This is a genomic window from Salifodinibacter halophilus (assembly GCA_012999515.1).
GTDB classification, from domain to species: domain Bacteria; phylum Pseudomonadota; class Gammaproteobacteria; order Nevskiales; family Salinisphaeraceae; genus Salifodinibacter; species Salifodinibacter halophilus.
In genome coordinates this window covers 1,145,398-1,161,932 of sequence record JABEEB010000001.1, presented here as the reverse complement: position 1 = coordinate 1,161,932, position 16,535 = coordinate 1,145,398, and the positions used below count along the sequence as shown (strand labels likewise).

Here is a 16,535-nt window from a genome sequence, read left to right as displayed (position 1 = left end):
ATAATGCATGACAAAATCTGATTTGCGCCGCCCGCGGCCCTTGTTATTAGCCATCCAGCTGATGCTGGGCAGTGCCGTTATCTCTTTGGTGCCTCAGGCCATTGCCGCCGAAGAGGCCGTGTCGGCCGGGCCAGCGCCGCAGTCACCGGACGCGCTGCTGGGCCCGCTATTCACAGCCGTACAGAGCGCGGAAATCTTTCCCGATCAGAAGACCTTCGTCGACGCGGTACCGCGCAGCAATCCATCTAAGATCCTCGCGGACTACCATAGGCAGCGTAATCAGTCCGGTTTTGATCTACGCCACTTCGTGGAAGTGCACTTTATCCTGCCTAAAGAAGGCGAAAAATATGTGCCTTCTGCTGGCCAGAGTCTGCGCGAACATATCGACAGCTTGTGGCCATTTCTGACCCGTACCGGGAAAAGCTCCGGCGAGTGGGACTCCCTGCTGACGCTGCCTGAGCCTTACGTGGTGCCTGGCGGTCGTTTTCGCGAAGTCTATTACTGGGACAGCTACTTCACGATGCTGGGGCTGGCCGAAAGCGGCCACTGGGGGAAAGTCCAGGATATGGTGGCTAACTTCGCTTATGAGATCGATACCTGGGGCCACATTCCCAACGGCAACCGCAGCTACTATCTGAGCCGTTCCCAGCCTCCCTTCTTTGCCATGATGGTGGAGCTTTTGGCCAGCCATGATAATGGCGAGGCGCTAACTCAATACCTGCCCCAGTTGAAGAAGGAATATCAGTACTGGATGGCGGGCAGTGAAAAGCTCGCCAGGGGCGATGCCAACGGGCGGGTGGTGAAGCTGCACGATGGCACGCTGCTGAACCGCTACTGGGACGATAAAGATACACCGCGGCCTGAATCGTGGCTGGCTGATGTCACCACCGCCAAGAACAATCCGGAGCGGAAAGCGGCGCAGATTTATCGCGATCTGCGGGCCACCGCCGCCTCCGGCTGGGACTTCAGCTCGCGTTGGATGGACGATCCCCAAAAGCTCTCCACCATCCGCACTACCAGCATCGTCCCGGTGGATCTTAATGCGCTGATGTATCACCTTGAGAAGACACTGGCCCGCGCCAGTCAGGCAGCCGGTGATGCCGAAGGCGCGAAGCGCTACGCGGATCTGGCCAGCCAGCGCCAGCGCGGCATTGAGAAGCACATGTGGAATAACAAGAATGGCTGGTACGCCGACTACGATCTGCAACACCACCGAGTGCGCAGTCAGCTAACCGCCGCTGCATTGTTCCCTCTCTACGTACAGGCCGCCAGCCAGGAGCGGGCCGCGGAGGCGGGTGACGCTGTGCGCAGCCACCTACTGAAAGAGGGCGGTCTGCTGACCACCGAGGTCAACTCCGGGCAGCAGTGGGACGCGCCAAACGGTTGGGCGCCGTTGCAGTGGGTGGCCGTCGAAGGGCTGAAGCACTACGGTCAGGATGACCTGGCGGGGGAGATCCGCTGGCGTTTCCTGAGCAACGTGCAGAACACCTACAACGCTAAGCAGAAGTTGGTGGAGAAATATGACGTAACGGGCCAGGGGGCCGGCGGCGGCGGTGAGTATCCGTCGCAGGATGGCTTCGGCTGGACCAATGGCGTCACGCTGAGGATGCTGGATGAGCTGTGCGGTACGGAAAAACCCTGTGACGATGTTCCGTCCCAGCGTCCGAACTAGCTAAGCCGCTGTGTGATTAACCGGCCAGTCAACAGATAGTTACGGCCGGCCAGCGTACCGGCGAGTGGGGTCTAGGAGGGGCGAGGTGGACCGATGACAGTGCACCGACTTATTTGTCGCCATCGTTTCCCATAGCCAACGTTGAATCTACCCAGGAACTCGCGGGCCACGATCAGCAGATCATCGAGGCCGAGCCGAAGAAACTCGCGAACGGCGATCAGCACTTCCTCCTGCTCGGGGGGGAGCGTGGTCAGCAGGTTGTGGCGCGTGTGGGGTCGATCATGGACATCGCCTCGGAGCGTCAACGGCGGATGGTCGAGCCGGACACGCCATACTGACGGGCCAATTCACTATCACTGACACTGGCGGGCGCTGCCTGGATCTCGGCACGAATCTTCGGTGTCGTCGTCGCTTGCTTATGCAGCTTGATGTCTATGAACCTGCTCCCGGATGAATTGCTGTAGAAGCTCCCTTGCTGCCAGCAGAGGATAACTCCTGTAGCTTATTTGATTATCCGGGGATATGAATATAACTATTTGAAAATAATTATTTTTATAGAGAAATTGGCAAGGTGGTTAGACATAGGTGGTATTTAGGAACTGACCACAATGGGGATATTCTTAATTGATTAATATCGGTGTGCCGCTGATGCGTCTTCCCTGGCATGGGGTGCGCGACAGGCTCGCCGGCGGATCTCTTCCCGTGACAACAATAACAACAAAGGCTTTGAATGAGATGAGATTGGCGACCCAACGCCTGCGTAAGTCCCCTTTTGTCCTGGCGGTTGCCGCCGCTGCCATGGCGGCCAGCTCGCTGGCGAACGCTCAAGTGGACAGTGAGCTCGAGGCGCGTCTGGCCGAACTGGAGCAACGGATCGAGGCCGCCGAGCAGCGTGCCGCCGCCGCGGAAAGGCGCGCCGAAAAGGCTGAACGGGAAATGGCCCGGGAACAGGCCGACGACTCTCGGCCTGTCGGTCAGGACATCGAGTCGCGCCTTGCCAAGGTGGAGCGCCATGCCAATGGTGAAGAAGGCTTTTCCGTCAACGCCTATGCACGCTCAGGCTTGCTGATCGGTGAGGATGGCAAGAGCACCGAGGGAAGCCCCTACCTGACGCCGGCTGGCTCGCAAGGCGGTGCCGTGGGGCGTCTCGGCAACGAGCCGGATACCTACGCCGAGGCGGCTTTCAGCTACAAGATGCGCTTCGATAATGGTGCCAAGGCGAAGTACACCACCATGATCGCCGATGGCGTCACCACCAGTAATGACTGGACATCTGATGAATCGAATCTCAATGTGCGCCAGGTCTATGCCGAGTTCAGTGACCTGCCGAGCTTTACCGGTGCCTTCGAAAACGCCTCCATCTGGGCGGGGAAGCGCTTCGACCGTGACAACTTCGATATTCACTGGCTCGATAGCGACTTCATTTTCCTGACCGGTACTGGCGGCGGCATCTATGACATGCAGTTTGCCGACAACTGGAAATCGAACCTTTCCGTCTATGGTCGCAGCTTCAGCGATTTCCCGGTCGATAGCCATAATCCGGCCGAGGATTCCGGCAGTACCGACAATCTGATTCTCACCTCCAATAACTACTTCGGTAACTGGCAGTGGATGCTCAGCGGCATGAATGCCACCGACAACGATGAGCGTCGGACCGAAGGCAACATCAGCGCCGCGGATAACGGCGTACACACGATGGTGGCTTACCATGGCGACAGCTTCTTCGGCCTGAATGACGGCAGCTTCAAGGTGGCGGTGATGCATGGTCGGGGGCTGGGTGCCGAGATCAAGAGCATTGGTTCCAATGGCGACTTGAGCGAGGATGCCACCGCGACACGCCTGGGCCTTTATGGCACCACCTACATGGCGCCCAGGTGGCGTGTGGCGCCGGCGATTCTGGCCGAAACCAGCGAAGACCGTTACGTCGAGGGCGACCAGTACGACTGGGCAACGTTCAATGTTCGACTGGCCAACGAACTGACCGAAAACTTCGAGATGCAGTATGAAGGCAGCTACCAGTGGATGGACATCTCTCCGGAAGGCTATGGTGGCAATAACGCCGTGGAAGGGGGTTACACCAAGCTGGCCATTGCGCCGACCTTCAAGCCCGAGGTGGGAGGCTTCTGGAAGCGTCCGGAGATCCGGCTGTTCGCCTCCTGGAGTGATTGGGACGAAGAGCTCAACGACTACTCGGCGGACGACGCCTTCGGTAGTACCGGCTTCACCGGCGGCGAGTGGGCCTTCGGGGTGCAGAGCGAGATCTGGTTCTGACCCCACTTCGCCTGACCGAGCCCTGTTTCGATATTTGCCCGCGGCTCGAGAGTCGCGGGCGTTTTTCGTCCTGGTCTCCGATCGCTGCCGCTGGGAAAGCCCGGCCTACAGCGTCAGCAGGAAGAGGATCAGCGGCGGGATCGAGGGCCAGTATCTAATGTTGAATTGAGTATACTGTTCCCGGGTTTCGAAGCGACAGGAGACGACGATGTACCATCCCGCCCGGCAAACAATGCGGCTGGCTTGTTTGTCGCTCCTCCTATGCGGATCGCTCGTCGCCTGTGCCACTGGGCCGATAACGTCGGAGCGACAGCCGGAAGAAACCGCCGCGAGCGGTGGCCGTGCCGACAACACGGCACATGACCCGGTGTCGGTCGCCCAACGTTACTTCCGTCGGCTCGAGGCTGGAGATTTCGATCGGGCTTATGAGATGTGGGCGCCGACGAGTTCGACTCGCGAGGGCGGGCGCGACCTCTTCGAGAAATCCATGCTCGCCTATCAGGCATTCGATGGAGAGACGACGGGCGATGCCCGTACGGAAGGCGCCGCAGGAACGCTGTACGCCGAGGTCCCGATCCAGGTGTCGGGCAAGCGTCGGGGCGAATCGTTCTCGCACCCTGGAACGATGACGTTGAAGCGCTGCAACGATGTGCCGGGATGTAGCGAGCAGGCGCGGCATTGGCGCATCCACGCGATTGACCGCGATCTCGAATGAGGCGGCCGCCGAGTCGGTTGATGCGGTTATTAGAGCCAGCACCGCAACCGAGAATCCGTCAGGGTACCGGGACAGTATACTGATCTACTTATCGCCATCATCCCCCGTATCCATTTTGAATTGAATATACTGTCCCCGGATTTATCCGGTTGGTCATACAACCTCATAATGCAATCACATAACATCGGGGCGGGCATCTAAGGTTCATAGTGCCAATCTACTAGGAGGAAAGATGATGGCTCAGGAAAAGTGTGCTTGCCCCGCCTGCAAATGCTCCGTCGATAGCCAATCCCTTGAGAAGGACGGAAAACTGTACTGTTCTGAAGTCTGTGTTACAGGCCATGCCGACGGCTCGAAGGATTGTGGTCACGACTGCGCATGCGGCTAAATTGCTGAGGAGGCCTGCAAAGGCCTCCGTGCTTGTTTTCGAGCTCCCGCATTAATAGAGTGCCTCGCTCAGAGCTGTATTGAGACTGTGTGGGTAAATCCGGGGGCGGGTAAATCTGGGACGGTATATTGATCTATTTATCCGATTTCTCCCGAGCATAGGGTTGCGAGACTGTTCAGCCCGCGTTTAGAAACGCCGCAACCGGGTCGATGTGGGATTGAAGGTGCAGGCCGGGCGCATGGCCGCATTCATTAAAGGTCAGGGCATGCATCTGCGGCTTACGTTTGCGCATCTGCTCGACGATGTCGGCGGTCAATACATCCGATTGGGCTCCGTGCAACAGCATCAATGGACAGTCGATGGCGTCAAACAGGCTCCAAAGGTCCAATGGCGGCACCGATTCGCTGAATTGGCCGACGATTTCCGGATCGTAGTGCGTTACGAACCGCCCGTCCGGTAAGCGTCGGCTGCACGCCATCGCCATGGCATGCCAACCGGCGTCGTCACGTTCGCCGAGCGGCGCATAGAGGGTTCGGATGCGCTCTTCGAATGCGGACAAGGTGTCGAAGGCCGGCGTTTTGCGCACATAGTTGGTAATGCGGCGCAACGCGGCAGTCGGTATGGCCGGGCCGATGTCGTTGAGGATCAAGCGTTCAATCCGGCCGGCAAGCGGACCGCTGGTCAGCATCATGCCTAGCAAGCCACCCATGCTGGTGCCTAGCCAATGCAGACGATCGACCCGGTAGTGTTCCAACAGCCCCAGTGCCAGCGCGCTATACGTTTCGAATTGATACTCTTCACGTGGTCGCTCCGCCCACTGGGACCAGCCCCGACCGATGGTGTCCGGCGCCAGGACCCGCCATCCCTGCTTTGCCAGGGCATCCGCGAGCGGTTCGAAATCGGCGCCGTTACGCGCCAAGCCGTGCCAACAGACCAGCGTCTTGTCGGCGGACCGGTTCCAGACCCGCACATGGAGTTCGCGGTCACTTAGGGTGATGAAATCGTGTTCCATCATGATGTGTGGCCTCCTCGGAGTGGGTCAGTATACTGATCTGTTTGTCGCCGCCGTTTCCAGTGCCACACGTTGAATCTAGTATATTGTCCCTAGGTCTTGAAGATCGGCGTGTGATTGCAGCCGGCCAACGAAGAGATAGCGCCCATCTATCTGCGCAACATTGATATTCAGGTGCTGAGCCTGATGAAAAGCATCGTGCGTCAGCTGGACCTGGCTGCTTGATGCGCTACGCCGTTCCCGATCTCGCCAAGGGCGCTTGGCGCGAAACCGAGCTGGAGATCGAGCGCAGCCGTTTTATCACCTGGATTGCACATACGCCGGACGCAACCGCCTTCGACATGCTGCTGGCCGAAGCGCGTCGCGCCCACGGCGGCGCCAGCCATCACTGTAGCGCCTTCATCGCCGGCCCGCCCGGCGAACAGAACGCCATTGGCTTCTCCGACGATGGTGAGCCAGGCGGCACTGCCGGCCGGCCCATGTTTCAAGTTCTGGAGGGCGCTGGGCTAGGGCGGGTCGGCTGCGTGGTCATCCGCTATTTCGGCGGCATCAAGCTCGGCACGGGCGGCCTGGCACGCGCCTACGCCCAAGCAGTTAGTGAGGCCCTCGACACTCTGCCCAGACGCGAAGTCGTCGAACGTTTGCCCTTGAACCTGAAGGTCGACTTCGCCGGCGAGGCCGAGGCCCGAGCCTGGTGCGGAGAACACGACATCCCGGTCGAGCACGCCGACTACCAGACCGATGGTGTGACACTGACCCTCGGCTGGCCGAGCGACGTCGAGCGTGACTTCGGTTCCCTCAATGCTCGGCTCAAGGGGCGTATGACGCTGATTGAGCCTTCCTAGGCGCTTGCCTAGTGTTAGGTGCCGCCGTTTCCAGTTCCGAACGTTGAATTTAGCATGCTGTTCCCGGATCCCCGATAATGAAAAGCCACGCCGGCAGCGCTGACGTCGGCGTGTCCTCAGGCGCCGCGAGTGGCGGTGTAGAGGGTGTAGATCGACTGGCTCGCGGTCATCAGCAAGCGATTGCGATCTTCTCCCGTGAAGCAGACATTGGCGCAGACCTCGGGAAGCAGGATGCGTCCGATCAAGGTGCCATCCGGAGTGAAGACACTGACGCCGTCGATGCCTTCACCGCCGGAGGTCCCCACCCAGAGATTGCCATCCGCGTCGCAGGTCAGGCCGTCGTGCCCTTCTTCCCGGCTTTCGACGAGTCGCTGCGCGTCCTGCAAGGCCTTGCCGTCCTCGTCCAGGGTGAAACGCGTGATGGTGCCCGGCTGGTCCGGGTAGTGGGAGGGTGCGGTATCGGTGATGTACAGGCTGCGACCGTCCGGCCCGAGGGCGACGCCGTTGGGCTTGTAGAGCTCTGTGGTCAACACCTTGGGCTCCTCCATGCCGCCTTCCCAGTAATAGACCGCTGTGTCTAGTTGTAGCTCGCGACGTTGCCCCTCATAGTCAACATGGGCGCCGTAGCCCGGGTCGGTGAAGATCAGGCCCCCGTTGTCCAGGGCGACGACATCGTTGGGGGCATTGAGCGGCTTGCCGTCATAGTGTGCCGCCAGCACGCTCATGCCCCCATCCCAGTCGTAGCGGACCACGCGGGCGGGGGAATGCTCGCAGGCGATCAGGCGCCCCCGATTATCGAAGGTGTGACCGTTCGAATAGCCGACCTTGTGTCGCAGTACCGAGACCTCGCCGGTCGTTTCGTCCCAGCACATCTGCCGGGCTCGGGGGATGTCGCTGAAAACGGCATAGCGACCCACGGCGTTCCAGGCCGGCCCCTCGAGCCACAGGCCGCCGGTCCATTGGCGCTCCAGAGGCGTGTTGAACAGCATGTAGCGCTCGAAGCGCTCGTCGATGACCTGCCAGGCGTCGTCCGGGTAACGCGATGGCGCCGCGTTGCTGGCCAGCAGCTTCGGCGCGGCCACGGCCGCCCCGAGCGCTATGGAAGCGGTGAGAAATTGGCGTCGTTCCAGTGTCATGCGTGAGTCCCTTAGTCATTGTTGTGAGGACCGGGGACAGTATATTGACTTAGTTTCACTGCCGTTCCCAATGTCGAACGTTGAATTTAATATACTGTCCCCGGATTTATCGACGATTATTCCAACATCGTGATTCAAAGGATTTCGATATACTGTCCCAGGATCTTCCACCGAACAGCCCGTCATGTTGCGTACCTTCTGCCTGCTGCTTGTCATGCTGATCACGGCCGGTACGGCCATCGCTGAGGAAACGCCCGCGCTGGGGCCGGATCTGCAGCGGTTCGAGTATCCCTTCGAGGTTGAAAGAACCTCACTGGAGACGCCCAGGGGGTCGGTTTCCATGGCTTACATGGACGTCCGACCCGAGAATGCCAACGGCCGCACCGTCGTGCTGCTGCACGGCAAGAACTTCTGCGGCGCCTACTGGAAAGCCACCATCGACGCGCTCACCGAGGCCGGCTACCGCGTGATCGCGCCGGACCAGATCGGCTTCTGCAAGTCCGACAAGCCGGCGGCCTACAGCTACAGCTTCCACCAACTCGCCGCCAACACCCGGGCGTTGCTTAGCCGCCTGGACGTGGCGCAGCCGGTAGTTCTCGGCCACTCCATGGGTGGCATGCTGGCGGTGCGCTTCGCACTCATGTATCCGGATTTCATCCACCGCCTGGTGCTGGTCAATCCCATCGGGCTGGAGGACTGGAAGGCCAAGGGCGTGCCCTATCGCGGCGTGCCGGCCTGGTACCAGCGCGAGTTGAACAAGGACTACGAAGCCATCAAGGCCTACCAGAAGGAAAGCTACTACTTCGGCGACTGGAACCCCGCCTACGCACGCTGGGCGAAGATGCTGGCCGGCATGTACGCGGGCGAGGACGTCGAGCGGGTGGCCTGGGCCCAGGCCATGACCTACGACATGGTCTACACCCAGCCCGTCGTGCACGAATTCGACAAGGTCGAGGTGCCCACCACCTTGATGATCGGCCAGCGCGATCGCACCGCACTCGGCAAGGATCTGGTCTCCGACGAGCTGCGCGCCACGCTCGGCCGTTACCCCGAGCTGAGCCGCCGCGCGGCCGAGCGCATCCCCGATGCCGGGCTAATCGAGTTCGACGGCCTCGGCCACCTGCCGCACATCGAAGCGCCCGAACGCTTCCAGCAGAAGCTGCTGGAGGCACTGAAACCCCGGGAATAACGTGTCAGGCCGTGGCCCGTCGTTTGGGATCGAAGGACAGTATATTGATTTATTTTTCGCCGCCGTTTCCAGTGCCGAACGTTGAATTTAGTATACTGTCCCCGGATCCTAATTTATCCGCGTGCAGCAACTTGTTATGCCTAATCACGTCTCTGCCGGCCAATGAGTTGGCTTGATACCCATGGTTCCAATTTTTCCCATAGGAGGCCCACCAGACGGTTACTTTGCTCTTCGGTTGTTGTTTCACCCTCTTTTGCTCCGCAGTTGGTTAATGCATACCGAACCGCCTCCTCTATAACTCTCTCTCTTTCTTCTTTATATTGAATTTCCAGTGTAGGACCTATAACTGCCCCCATAGCCTCCTGTACGGCGTTGCCATCCCACTTCTCATAGTCATATGCCTTCCGTATGTCAGTCAACGTCAGATCTAGGTCAACATCGAGATCCAGCTCCTCACCTTTGGTTGGATCAATCGAATACGTTGCCGAGAATCCACTCCCTGAATAGCTGCTCGACAAACACATGACAACCCGCATTACACCGAAGTATTCGACGTAGCCACGAATGAGGTTGCTATCCGGATCGCCATTGACATGGACAATATGAATCGGAACTCCAGCGGGCCTTCCAAGCACTAAATCCTTTTCGTAGTAATACCCAAAACACGGCTCAGATTCTTCTTCCTTAAGAAATTTAATAGCATGCTCACAGTCTCTCAAGCTCACATCAGTTGTAGAGAGCAATGCAAGCGCTGTTTTGACAATTGAGCGCCCTGCGCATAAACCACCGAAGGATAAGTCGAATTTAATTGGATCCTGAGAATATCTGGTTTTCGCCTGAACTTTCTCAAGCAGCTGATCGACATCGAGTTGAGGATATCTCTTGCTAGCGACACCTTTCAGCATTTGTTTTGCTTCAGTCATATTTCTGGCAGAAATTTTTATCTCTACGCTGCTTCCATTCTTCTGCTCGTTTAAAATAGGATCTGGCAATTCCAACGATCCATCAGCATTGAGTTTCAACTTATCTCCGCTGGAGGTTTGAAACGTCTGAGGGGGTGCATTACCGCGCTCCCTGTTAATGCGAAAAAACAGACTCAACGGATTCATTTGCCGCGCAAGTGCGGACTCCCAGTTGTCGCCAGATTTTGAGTTGCAGTCCGCACACAGGAAGCCTGAGACTTTCTTTCTCCCACCAATAGAGTTGGGGATCAGGTGCTCACGAGAATCTGTTTCTGTGGAAATCACTTTTTCACACAGCAAACATTGGGATAATAGATCACTGCTCACAAGGTGAACTCCATTTTGGATGATCGGGGGCAGTATACTGATCTATTTGTCCCGCTGTTTCCAGCGCCAGACGTTAAATTTAGTATACTGTCCCGGATACCTGTCCCATCAAAAGCGAATGATGCATTGAGCTCAAGCTTCCGCGTTCTCCCGCGCATTAATTTATTGAGTGCGCGAGGGATCTCTGCTACGTGGGGCTTTCGCCAGTATAAATAGTGGAACATACTGACGCATCTATCTACTGGTTCGCGCGAAAACGCAAACGAATAGATGTTGTCCCAATTATGCGGGTAGAGGTATTTCTTCGCGAATAAGCATCTTTTGAACTGGTGGTCACCTAGAACCACACGGTAATTGTTGAGGATATCATTGTACTGCTCGGGGTTTGCCTGGATGAATGTTATAGGCTTTTGGGCGCGATCAACTTCCACATAGTGGGGTTGTAATAAAGTCCGTATCCTTGAGCCTGCCGATTTTTTAATATGAAGCCAAAAAAATGGATCGTTAGGCATCACTAATGCTCCGGCCGTTTTTGGTTATATAGTAATTACGGTAATTCTGAAATGGCGCTTGTGACTGCGTATGGCTTCAAGGCCTTGCGGTCATACGGGCAGCGACGTAAAGGCCTCTACTGCTGGTCCAGTTGAGGTACGTTTCGCGAAGTGGATATTCTCGTTATATATCCTCGCGTCCAAGGATAAGCGCTTCGTATGCGTCCGTGCTAGCCGCCACCGAAAATTGTGCCGCGTGGTGCTCCAGTGATTCGGTTTCTGGTGAAGTGCGTAGCGTTTGAATAATGGACTCGGCAAGCTTTTGTGTGTCGCCGACGGGTGTAAGGAGGCCGAGCCGCCCGTCTTCCAGAATTTCACGCGGTCCACTTGGGCAATCGGTAGCGACGACGGGGCATTGACAGGCCATAGCCTCGATTAGGACAGCGGGGAGGCCTTCGTAAAGGGACGACAGCGCGAATACCGAGCTTCGCGCCATAAAAGCAAAAGGATTGCGCGCGCGGCCGGGCAAATCAACGCTGGATTGCAGGTTGAGGCGCTGGACGTGGTCTTCGAGTGTGCTGCGTTCGCTGCCTTCACCTAAGATGATCAGTTTCGCGTCGATCGTTTGCCGAACGAGCGCGAAAGCGCTGATCAAAGTCGTGTAACCCTTTACAGGGTTCAGTCGCCCGACGGCGAGCACTATGGGGGGTTCGCCCGGCGCCAGCCACGGGTGCTCAACCCCCTCGGCTCGCCGCGCATGCAACCGCTCTGACACAACTGGGTTGTATATTGTCGTTATGGTTTGCCGTTCGAGGCCCAGTACCTGTGCCAGGTCATCGCCGACGCCGCTCGAAACCGAAACGATGGCATCCATTTTCGGGTAAAGCCTTGATTTGAGTTGTAAAAGTTGGCGGCGGCGGCGGCGCCGTAGCCATGGCAGGTGTTCTTCCGCTAGTTGTTCCGAAAACGTGTTTGCTTCTCGGGCGATAACGCGTATACCGGAGCTCGTGTCGCGTGCTGCCCATACACTCAAAAACGGTGTGTAACCAAGGCTGCAAATAATCGCGATGGGCGCTTCACGTTTGACATAGTCACGCAACGCCGGGAAGACACGAGATTTTTGCAAGCCCTTGAGAGAAGTCGACAGGTGCCGGAGCATCGGGATTCGATCACCACGACAGGCGCGGATTAGCGTAAACGTGCCGTGTATCCAGGTTGCCTTCGGTAGTTCGTATACATTGACGCCGTCGGGGATTTGGCTCGTGTAATCCCCTTTGTTGTAATCAACCAGCAAGTCAACGTGATAGCCGCGGTCGGCCAGCGCCCCAGCGAGTACGAGCAGGCACCATTCGGCGCCACCGCCCTTAAGGTTTGTTGTATAAAGCGCAATGCGCGTTTTGGGTGCGACAGTTTCGGTCATTGACTGATCTTAATTAATGGGAGACGTCGAGTTCATGACGCGTATTGGTATTGTAATCAATTCATTCGAAGTTCTGCGTTTATGGTCGGGGAGCAGTATGCTGATCTATTTATCCCGCCGTTTCCAGCGCCAGACGTTAAATTTAGTATACTGTCCCCGAATCCCTGTCCCCGAATCCTGCATTCACGGCAGGAGCGCTAGTTATCTACAGCAGCTGTAATTATAGAGGTCTATTTAGTCTATATGCTGCATTTTATAGATTTAGTAAGAAATCAGAATTTATAATCAAACCGCTTTATAATGTCTGCGAATCGATTTGCGACAATATCGCGCCCGGATTGTGAATAATAGTCACGATAAGCCGAACGCGCTGTGCTGTTTTCTTGCTTGATTGGTAATTTCCCATGCTCGACGCCGAGTCGGTCGAGAATATGGCGCATGTCTGATTCGTAAGTTTCGAAACGCCCGATATAATCGACCAGGTCACGCGCGCCATCGCTATACCACGCCGAGAGGGATGGTCCGTGGATTTCATTAAGATAAAAGCGACCGTAATCGGAATGTATGAAGTGATCGAAACTCTTTTTTCTTATTTGTAGCGCAGCACGTCTTCTGCTTTTGAACTTGGTTGCGTGTTGACACCACCAGAGATAACTCGAAACCATAAGGTCCCACGGGTTTCGGACAAAACAGAAAGAGAATAAGCTCTGCCAGGCTTCTTCGCCTAATGCTCGTTGCCAGTCCAATGCTGTCGCATGTTTATTAGGTGTTTTTGTGCCTGCATCTGGCAAGCGTGATTTAGCTGATGCGTGCTCGGCTTCAGATAGGAGTGAATGCGTTGTTGTACCGGCGGTTTTGGGTATGTGCACAAAGACAGCGTTGATTCCAGGAAACCAGTTTTCTTGTATTTGCTTTGATTTATTTTTATTTTTTTGAACAATAGTCGGTGCAGCTCGGATTGTTTCAATAGTAAAGTCGAACGCTAGTCGGTGTTCGTCGAATGCGGCTTTTGTCTCTTTGAGTACTTTTTTCATACCTAATGTGTGCGTCGAAACTTACATATTTCGATTCGTAATAAAAAACATTTAATCGGGGTAGTGACGATTTTTGATTTTGATATGTATCACGACGTCAAACGAAGTCTCGTTCGGATTTCAGCTGCTAGACCGCGTGGTGCGTGCGTAATAACCGGTAAGCTGAAAAGCTGGGTCAATACGTATGGTCCGGCGCTGGTTAATCCGCGCGCGCAGGTTTTTATCCAGAACAGAGCTAGAACCCTGGAAAATTCTGGCTCGGGGTAGCGAGTGCGGTGGCAATTGGTGCGTTGTAGACGTGTGATCCAGTGCTTTGTCCAGTCGATGAATGCGCGGTCGGGCCAGAAACCAGCCTTGTGCATGCGGCGTAACAGATAATGGTTTTCGAGATCGGTGTCGCTATACTCAATTCCCATGGCATCGAGCTGTTCGGCAAATACTTGTAGCCGTCCACGCTTGATTTCGGGGTCGGCCTTACTGATCGTGGATTGCCCCGTGTGTTTGCGCCGTTCAAGCAGGATGTGCGGAAGGGTGGCAAGTTTGTAATTGGCCGCGATGCGTGACCACAGGTCATAATCTTCGCCGCGTATGAATTCTTCCCGCTGGGGATAGGCGCGAAGAATGTCGGTGCGGCCCATGGCCGCTGACACCTCAATGGGTGAGCGAAACAGCATTTCGGCTTGTATTTGTCGCCAGTTGCCGGCTTTGCGCTTGGTCTTGCCGGTGTTGTTCCCAGCTTCGTCAATCCAGCGCATCCATGCGCTGACCGCGGCGTGGTCGGGATGGGCGTCCAGAAATGCGACTTGTTTTGCCAGCCGATCATGCGTGGCTCGGTCGTCACTATCTAGAAACGCGGTGTAGTCGCCGCGTGCTTCGGCAATCCCATGGTTGCGGGAGGCTGGTAGGCCTCTATTGACCTCGTTATGGACGAGACGGATGCGGCTGTCGGTATACGAGCGCACGCGCTCACAACTATTGTCGGTGGAGGCGTCATCGACAATGACGAGTTCGAAATCGCTATACGTCTGTGCCAGGACGCTGTCGATCGCGTCGGCGATCAGCGTCTCACGATTGAACATGGGGATGACGACCGTAACTTTTGGCATAGGCGGCTAGCGTAGTGTGCTCATGTTGAGGCGTATCGGCGGCCCAAGCAGCGGCCTGGCCACTGCTATTATCCCATCATATTTCAGACTCGGAGCGCGTGAGTGGGCGTTCTCAAATCCTTTATTCGTCAGTATCCGGCGCAGTGTTTCATCGTCTGGGTGTGTGTGGTTGTCGCGGGCTTTGGCGAAGGCCTGACATTGACGACCATGTTGCCGCTGTTGTCGATGGCTCGAGGCACTTCGGGCGATATGGGCGACAGTGGGGCGGCCGATACGGTCGCGAGCGTGCTCGAATTTTTTGATTTGACCCCGACGCTTAGCGTGCTAGTGACGTTGATCGTCGTCGGGCTGTTGGTCAAAACAGTCCTATCGCTGCTCGCCTATCGTCAGGTTGGTTACACCGTGGCGATGATCGCGACCGATCTGCGTCTGCGATTTTTACGTGCGCTGTCGAATTCGCGCTGGCTGTATTTTCTACGGCAGCGTTCTGGCGGGCTGGCGAATACCGTGTCGACCGAAGCGACCCGCAGTGCGTCGGCTTTTGAGAATGGGGCGAAGGTCGCCGATATGCTGTCGCAGTCGGTGATCTTTTTGTGTGTCGCCATGCTCGTGAATTGGCGGGCCGCGATATTGGCACTCGTGGCCGGTAGCGTGATCTTTATGTCGATGCGCGTGTTCGTCAAGATTTCGCGCAAGGCCGGCTCGAAACAGCAGCGAATGTTTCAGTCGCTGCTCACATTGCTTACCGATTCGCTGGCTTCGCTCAAGCCGCTGAAGTCGATGGCGCGCGAATCTGAAATGGACGCGCTTATCCAGCGCCAGACCAACCGCTTAAATAAGGCGCTTCGCAAGCAAGTATTGAGCAAGGAAGCGCTCAGACAAATTCAGGAATTCCTGATCGGGCTGGTCATGGTGGCCGGTGTTGTTGCTGCGCTCGTTCTCTGGGATTTGAAGTTACCGGAAGTGATGGTGCTGGTCGTTGTGCTCGCACGGATGCTTACCAAACTGTCGAAGGTGCAGCAGCGTTATCAGAAAATGGCTGTTTCGGAGTCGTTCTATTGGTCCATGGAGGCGTCGATCACCGAAGCTTCCAGGGCTGAAGAAGAGGCCTTCGGGGGCACTTCGCCAACGCTTGAAACTGGTATTGAACTGTCAGGCGTATCGTTTAGTTACGAAAACCATGCAGTTTTAAGCGATATAAACCTGACGATCCCGGCTGGCGGAGCGGTTGCTGTTGTCGGCCCTTCAGGCGCGGGCAAGACGACGCTGGTGGATTTAATTATCGGCCTGCTGCGGACCGAGCGCGGCCGCATCACGATCGACGGCGTGCCGATCGACGATATGGATATCCGCGCCTGGCGATCGATGATTGGCTATGTGCCGCAAGACACCACGCTGTTGCACGACACAATTTTAGCCAATGTGACTGTCGGCAACCCCGAGATTAGTGAGATGAACGCGGTCTGGGCGCTGAAAAAATCCGGCGCTTGGGATTTCGTCTCGCGTTTGCCGGACGGGGTTTATACAGACGTCGGCGAACACGGCGGCCGATTTTCCGGCGGTCAGCGTCAGCGTATCGTCATCGCCCGGGCGCTGGCCCATGAGCCCAAGTTGCTGATTCTGGATGAGGCGACTAGCGCACTGGATCCGGAGACGGAGGCCTCGGTCAGCGCCACGCTACGCGAGTTGGGGAGTGAGTACACCATTTTGTCGATTTCGCACCAACCGACGTTCACGAAAATGGCTGACCGCATTTACTACATCGACGGCGGTCGGGCGACGTTGGCGGAAGCCGATCAATTAGTGGTCACGTGATTGCACTCGCTGGCGTGATCATCGCTAAGGCACTCCAGTCTCCACGCACATCGCAACCGGCACTGCAGCGACAATGGTATGAAGTCGTGAGCGTGTATTCGAACTGCAGGTGCAGTCGCCTTGCCGAGACTGGAGCAAACACGCACCATCAG

The 16,535-nt window shown here is 56.6% G+C and carries 15 protein-coding genes and 1 pseudogene; 9 read left to right on the top strand and 7 right to left on the bottom strand.

What is annotated here, in order from left to right:
* Window positions 1-7 precede the first annotated feature (7 nt).
* The 5 genes from treA (at window position 8) to HKX41_05180 (ending at window position 5,046) form a co-directional block, all read left to right on the top strand.
* Window positions 8-1,672, top strand: a complete 1,665-nt coding sequence (gene treA / locus HKX41_05200) for an alpha,alpha-trehalase TreA (protein NNC23551.1) — start codon at window positions 8-10, stop codon at window positions 1,670-1,672.
* Window positions 1,673-1,785: 113 nt separating this feature from the next.
* Complete coding sequence (locus HKX41_05195; protein ID NNC23550.1) at window positions 1,786-2,010, top strand: hypothetical protein; 225 nt, start codon at window positions 1,786-1,788, stop codon at window positions 2,008-2,010.
* A gap of 397 nt (window positions 2,011-2,407) precedes the next feature.
* A complete protein-coding gene (locus HKX41_05190; GenBank protein NNC23549.1) occupies window positions 2,408-3,943 on the top strand; it encodes a carbohydrate porin in 1,536 nt (511 codons plus the stop codon).
* A gap of 208 nt (window positions 3,944-4,151) precedes the next feature.
* Entirely contained in the window at window positions 4,152-4,658 is a 507-nt protein-coding gene (locus tag HKX41_05185; GenBank protein ID NNC23548.1) for a hypothetical protein, read from the top strand.
* A gap of 235 nt (window positions 4,659-4,893) precedes the next feature.
* Complete coding sequence (locus tag HKX41_05180) at window positions 4,894-5,046, top strand: metallothionein (protein NNC23547.1); 153 nt, start codon at window positions 4,894-4,896, stop codon at window positions 5,044-5,046.
* Window positions 5,047-5,221: 175 nt separating this feature from the next.
* Here the strand turns inward: HKX41_05180 and HKX41_05175 are convergent, their stop codons facing one another.
* On the bottom strand, window positions 5,222-6,061 hold the full coding sequence (locus HKX41_05175) for an alpha/beta fold hydrolase (protein NNC23546.1): 840 nt from the start codon (window positions 6,059-6,061) through the stop codon (window positions 5,222-5,224).
* Window positions 6,062-6,154: 93 nt separating this feature from the next.
* Between HKX41_05175 and HKX41_05170 the strand changes: the two are divergent.
* Window positions 6,155-6,283: pseudogene (locus HKX41_05170) on the top strand (peptidase).
* Window positions 6,283-6,903: a DUF1949 domain-containing protein gene (locus HKX41_05165; protein NNC23545.1), complete on the top strand. Its 621-nt coding sequence runs from the start codon at window positions 6,283-6,285 to the stop codon at window positions 6,901-6,903. Before HKX41_05170 ends, HKX41_05165 begins: the two are co-directional and overlap by 1 nt.
* A gap of 116 nt (window positions 6,904-7,019) precedes the next feature.
* Here the strand turns inward: HKX41_05165 and HKX41_05160 are convergent, their stop codons facing one another.
* Window positions 7,020-8,039 (bottom strand): SMP-30/gluconolactonase/LRE family protein, encoded by a 1,020-nt coding sequence (locus HKX41_05160; GenBank protein NNC23544.1) that lies wholly within the window; start codon window positions 8,037-8,039, stop codon window positions 7,020-7,022.
* Window positions 8,040-8,223: 184 nt separating this feature from the next.
* Here HKX41_05160 and HKX41_05155 point away from each other — a divergent pair, with 184 nt between their 5' ends.
* The gene (locus HKX41_05155; GenBank protein ID NNC23543.1) at window positions 8,224-9,228 is read left to right on the top strand and encodes an alpha/beta hydrolase; all 1,005 of its coding nucleotides are present in this window, start codon (window positions 8,224-8,226) and stop codon (window positions 9,226-9,228) included.
* A gap of 140 nt (window positions 9,229-9,368) precedes the next feature.
* Here the strand turns inward: HKX41_05155 and HKX41_05150 are convergent, their stop codons facing one another.
* The 5 genes from HKX41_05150 to HKX41_05130 all read right to left on the bottom strand — a co-directional run bounded on the left by HKX41_05150 (window position 9,369) and on the right by HKX41_05130 (window position 14,568).
* Window positions 9,369-10,517, bottom strand: a complete 1,149-nt coding sequence (locus HKX41_05150) for an HNH endonuclease (protein NNC23542.1) — start codon at window positions 10,515-10,517, stop codon at window positions 9,369-9,371.
* Complete coding sequence (locus tag HKX41_05145; GenBank protein ID NNC23541.1) at window positions 10,514-11,029, bottom strand: sulfotransferase family 2 domain-containing protein; 516 nt, start codon at window positions 11,027-11,029, stop codon at window positions 10,514-10,516. Before HKX41_05145 ends, HKX41_05150 begins: the two co-directional genes overlap by 4 nt.
* A 163-nt stretch (window positions 11,030-11,192) precedes the next feature.
* Window positions 11,193-12,428, bottom strand: a complete 1,236-nt coding sequence (locus HKX41_05140; GenBank protein ID NNC23540.1) for a glycosyltransferase — start codon at window positions 12,426-12,428, stop codon at window positions 11,193-11,195.
* A gap of 272 nt (window positions 12,429-12,700) precedes the next feature.
* Window positions 12,701-13,462, bottom strand: coding sequence for a sulfotransferase family 2 domain-containing protein (locus tag HKX41_05135; GenBank protein NNC23539.1), 762 nt, complete (start codon window positions 13,460-13,462; stop codon window positions 12,701-12,703).
* Between the two features lie 89 nt (window positions 13,463-13,551).
* Window positions 13,552-14,568, bottom strand: a complete 1,017-nt coding sequence (locus HKX41_05130; protein NNC23538.1) for a glycosyltransferase family 2 protein — start codon at window positions 14,566-14,568, stop codon at window positions 13,552-13,554.
* 102 nt (window positions 14,569-14,670) lie between these two features.
* On the opposite strand from HKX41_05130, the gene HKX41_05125 reads away from it, so the two are divergent.
* Window positions 14,671-16,383: an ABC transporter ATP-binding protein gene (locus tag HKX41_05125; protein NNC23537.1), complete on the top strand. Its 1,713-nt coding sequence runs from the start codon at window positions 14,671-14,673 to the stop codon at window positions 16,381-16,383.
* Window positions 16,384-16,535 lie beyond the last annotated feature (152 nt).